At 29.1% G+C, this 3,675-nt stretch carries 6 protein-coding genes; all 6 read right to left on the minus strand.

The window, feature by feature from the left end:
• Positions 1 to 228: 228 nt before the first annotated feature.
• Positions 229 to 780 carry a hypothetical protein gene (locus BLQ19_RS20975; protein ID WP_083332327.1) on the minus strand — a complete coding sequence of 184 codons (552 nt, stop codon included), beginning with the start codon at positions 778 to 780 and terminating at the stop codon, positions 229 to 231.
• Between the two features lie 62 nt (positions 781 to 842).
• A complete protein-coding gene (locus BLQ19_RS20635; RefSeq protein WP_217637595.1) occupies positions 843 to 1,196 on the minus strand; it encodes a hypothetical protein in 354 nt (117 codons plus the stop codon).
• 55 nt (positions 1,197 to 1,251) lie between these two features.
• Positions 1,252 to 1,929, minus strand: coding sequence for a helix-turn-helix transcriptional regulator (locus BLQ19_RS20640; protein WP_074539630.1), 678 nt, complete (start codon positions 1,927 to 1,929; stop codon positions 1,252 to 1,254).
• Between the two features lie 8 nt (positions 1,930 to 1,937).
• Positions 1,938 to 2,312: a VOC family protein gene (locus tag BLQ19_RS20645; RefSeq protein WP_074539631.1), complete on the minus strand. Its 375-nt coding sequence runs from the start codon at positions 2,310 to 2,312 to the stop codon at positions 1,938 to 1,940.
• Between the two features lie 17 nt (positions 2,313 to 2,329).
• The gene (locus BLQ19_RS20650) at positions 2,330 to 2,842 is read right to left on the minus strand and encodes a hypothetical protein (RefSeq protein WP_074539632.1); all 513 of its coding nucleotides are present in this window, start codon (positions 2,840 to 2,842) and stop codon (positions 2,330 to 2,332) included.
• The gene (locus BLQ19_RS20655) at positions 2,842 to 3,363 is read right to left on the minus strand and encodes a TetR/AcrR family transcriptional regulator (protein ID WP_074539633.1); all 522 of its coding nucleotides are present in this window, start codon (positions 3,361 to 3,363) and stop codon (positions 2,842 to 2,844) included. The genes BLQ19_RS20650 and BLQ19_RS20655 overlap by 1 nt, the downstream gene beginning before the upstream one ends.
• Positions 3,364 to 3,675 lie beyond the last annotated feature (312 nt).

Below are 3,675 nucleotides of genomic sequence, written 5' to 3' on the forward strand. Positions count from 1 at the left end.
ATTATTGAACCGCCGTATACGAGACCCGTATGTACGGTGGTGTGAGAGGCGCACTCCGTTCCTAATTAGGGGCGGAGCCGTCTACTCGATTGTGTGGCGTTATTTATATTTCACTCATTAATTTTCATAATTCCAAACAGTTGCAAACTTATCATTCAAATTTGTAAGTGTTGCTCGCTGGTTTATTTTATTAAAATTTATCGTATAATAATAAATCATTCCATAAAATTATTTTTCATTGAATTTACTAAAAAACATATACCAATTCCATTCCCAAGTTTTCCCTTTATCCTCTGAAAAAGCCTGGCTCCAAATAGGATTATCTTTATCTCTTACATCCCAACGAAAGACAACAAATATTTCTTTACCATTAAAATTGTCTTTTGTAAAAAAATGAGCAATATCGTTTTCAAAAGAACCAAAAACTCCTGGCTGCAATATACCTTGATTAGAGTCAGCCCAATAAATACACCATAATTTTGTCTTGGGATTGAAAAGTCTTACAGACATTCCTTCGAATGGTTTACCATCAAAAGTAGCAAGGTAGTTGTCAATATTACCAATTCCATTTAATATTTTATACATTTCTTGAGTTGATTCAAACTCAATCCATTCGGTACAAGCTTCTAACTTTGTTTTTAATTTTCGGTTATGAAGTTTCCATTTGCCTTCATAAAAATCAAAATCGTGTTCAGAAGAAGTTGAAGAAGCCGTGATTATTAATTCTCCTTTTTGGTCAAATTGTAACTCTGGTATTTTTAATGTTTCATCTTGATTCATATTATTTTGTGCTTTAAGAGTAGTGAAATTTATCAATGAAATTATGATTAAGAAGTAACTCATTATTTAATATTTAAATTAATAAGAATTGTTTTTATTTCTTTGTTAAAAGGAATTACTATATCAATAGAATTTTCAATGAATGAAATAATTGATTCTCTTGGTCCTAATTTCCATTCGTCACTTCCGTAAAAGGAATCTTGACTTATTTTTTTTTCTTCTATATTTTGGTAATGACGCACAAGGAAATAGCTATCTTGATCTGTAATAGAATTTCCATAAGCCAAAACACAGATGTTCCAACGTTTATGCATAGGTATTGATTTTTCATTGATAATTTTATGAAATAATTTTCCAGAATTTTCTTTTAAATGATACGTGCGAATCTCAATTATTCCCTTCTTTATATTTTTCATTATACAAATGTAGAATCAAGGAATGACAACCCTATGTCAGTGAAAAATAATTATTTTAAAAAATAGTCATATACTCTTGAATAGAATAGGAATGTTCCTTTTTGAATGGAAAAGAAGTGAGTTTTAAATGCAAAATTTGATTTAATTTAAAATCTCGATAATCTTTGCGAAGCCAGCACCAAGCAATTAGATGCCATTGTTTAGTGTAAAAAATGATACCGATTGGTTCTATTTCTCTTTGTGTTTTCTTTTTATTATTATCGGTATATTCTATTTTTAAAATTAATTTTTCAATAATTGCCTTTTGTATAGTAGATAAATAATCATTTTCTTTTTGCTCATTTTCAGGGTTATATATCTCTACTTTATTTGAAAAATTTTGAAATTTTTCAAAATCATTACTTCTCAATACAGATTTAATTTTTTTAATAGCCGAATCAGAATTTTTTATTATTGATTTATCTGTAAATTTATGTGCAAGGGTTTGAAGGAGTAATAACGCATTAGCTTCCTCAATAGTAAATAACAATGGAGGAAGAAAATAACCTTGCATTATATAATAACCTTTATTAGGTTCAAGAATAACAGGAATACCTACCTCATTTAATGCTTTTATGTCTCTATAGATAGTACGAATACTCAAATTATATTTATCGGCTAATTGCTCTGCACTTACAAATTTCTTGTATTGCATTGTCCATAAAATACTCATTAATCTGTCTATTCGATTCATTTTTTTCTTTAGGTTTTTTGAATTTGCGTATCGGTCATCAAACTACCTTCAGGATCTCTAAAATAAAAACTCATGCCTTTTCCTTTAACACCAAACCTTTTCACGGGGCCAACTTCGATTTCAATCGAATGCTCTTTTAATTTTTCGATTGATTTTTCCCAGATAAAACATAAATCGCTTCCTCCTGGCAATACTTTATTTCTTGCAACTGGTGTTCCATTAATATTTGGTCCATGACAATTCAATTGAGTTTCACCAAATCTATATGAAAAACCATTTCCAATAGGTATTATTTCTGCACCCAATACTTTTGAGTAAAATTCATTAGAACGTCCCCAGTTTGAAAGGTTTATTACACAATGGTCTAATTTAATATCTTTCATATTCTAATTTATAAATGTTAATTGCTGTTTTTTAACACCTTATTTATTTTTCCTATTAAAGACCAATGAATTATCCATAAGATTAAGCCAACAAATCCTGAAATTTGCCCTGCCATATTTGGAATTAATGAAAAGATTTGAGCTACAGACCAACCGATTCCTAATGTCAAACCAAAATCTCCAAATTTCTTTAGATTTTCGTTTGATTTCATTTCACTTTTCAAAGAATTTGAAATGTCTATTATAATAAAAAAATCTTCAATGAAATTGAAAGGAATTAAATACATATACCAAACACTTTTAGGTTTTCGTGTCCTGTTTTCAATTTTTATCAAGTTAAGGGTTGTTTGAAAAGATTTACAATAAAATGCTATTGCTGTAAAAAAAGTTATAATTAATATTATACTTGGAATCAATCCTAAATTTTCAAATTCACTTAGTCCTCCAGGGATTTGACCTTTTTCAAAATAAGGCTTTATTGCTATTAATAGCAATAAAGCTGTAATTACTATTTTTATTATTACGTTCATTATATGTATTTATTTGTTAAATATTTTTGTTTCGTTTTTAAGCTTAAAGGGTTAGGATTTGTTACGTAATCTATTGTAATTCCATCTATGGTGGCTAATAAAATTTCAGCTTCATTATGCGAATTTTCTCTAAATTCATTTTCCAACAAGGTGGAAAATAGATTTACCAATTCATTTTTTTGATTGTCAAGTAATGCAATAACTTTAGAAGGAGTTTGCGGATGGATTACTAATAGCAGGCATAGTCTTATAATTTCTGTATTGCTTTGAAGGCTAGCAAAAAAGGAATTGAAAAAAGTGTTAAAATTTAGTTCTTGAATTTCCATCATTTCTGATGTCATTTTCGTAATAGTGTTTTCAATGGTGACGGTTAATAACTCTTCCTTATTCTTAAAATGCGTATAGGTTAATCCTTTTGATACACCTGCTTGTTTTGCAATTTTATCTATTGACGTTTCGGTATATCCATTTTTTGCAAAAAGAGTTAATGCTGAGAGTAATATTTTTTCTTTGTTATTCATATGACTGACTGTTCAGTCACAAATGTAATAATTTTTATTTAAGATAGGATTTTTAATCGGAAAAAGCTGTTTTGGAAATGCCACACAACGGTCTGGTATAAGAATAGTAGGGCTGAAAAAGAGCGCAAACCATTCGGATGAAACACAAGCTGAATTTTTAAATTTTTCTTAATATCTTTTTTTGTCAATAAGCCAAATTTAAAAATTTGGCGACCTTGCAAATGCGCCCGAACCATTCGGTTTTGCTACAATTGCCCTATTATTTTTATACGTTGTGTGTGCCCAGCATGGGCATCTTTTGTTTACCGAAAG

This window comes from Cellulophaga baltica, assembly GCF_900102165.1.
Taxonomy (GTDB): domain Bacteria; phylum Bacteroidota; class Bacteroidia; order Flavobacteriales; family Flavobacteriaceae; genus Cellulophaga; species Cellulophaga baltica.

Bases quoted from the DNA above. Each gene is read 5' to 3' on its own strand.
- BLQ19_RS20975 (WP_083332327.1), bottom strand. From the start codon at position 780: ATGAATCAAGATGAAACATTAAAAATACCAGAGTTACAATTTGACCAA.
- BLQ19_RS20635 (WP_217637595.1), bottom strand. From the start codon at position 1,196: ATGAAAAATATAAAGAAGGGAATAATTGAGATTCGCACGTATCATTTA.
- BLQ19_RS20640 (WP_074539630.1), bottom strand. From the start codon at position 1,929: ATGAATCGAATAGACAGATTAATGAGTATTTTATGGACAATGCAATAC.
- BLQ19_RS20645 (WP_074539631.1), bottom strand. From the start codon at position 2,312: ATGAAAGATATTAAATTAGACCATTGTGTAATAAACCTTTCAAACTGG.
- BLQ19_RS20650 (WP_074539632.1), bottom strand. From the start codon at position 2,842: ATGAACGTAATAATAAAAATAGTAATTACAGCTTTATTGCTATTAATA.
- BLQ19_RS20655 (WP_074539633.1), bottom strand. From the start codon at position 3,363: ATGAATAACAAAGAAAAAATATTACTCTCAGCATTAACTCTTTTTGCA.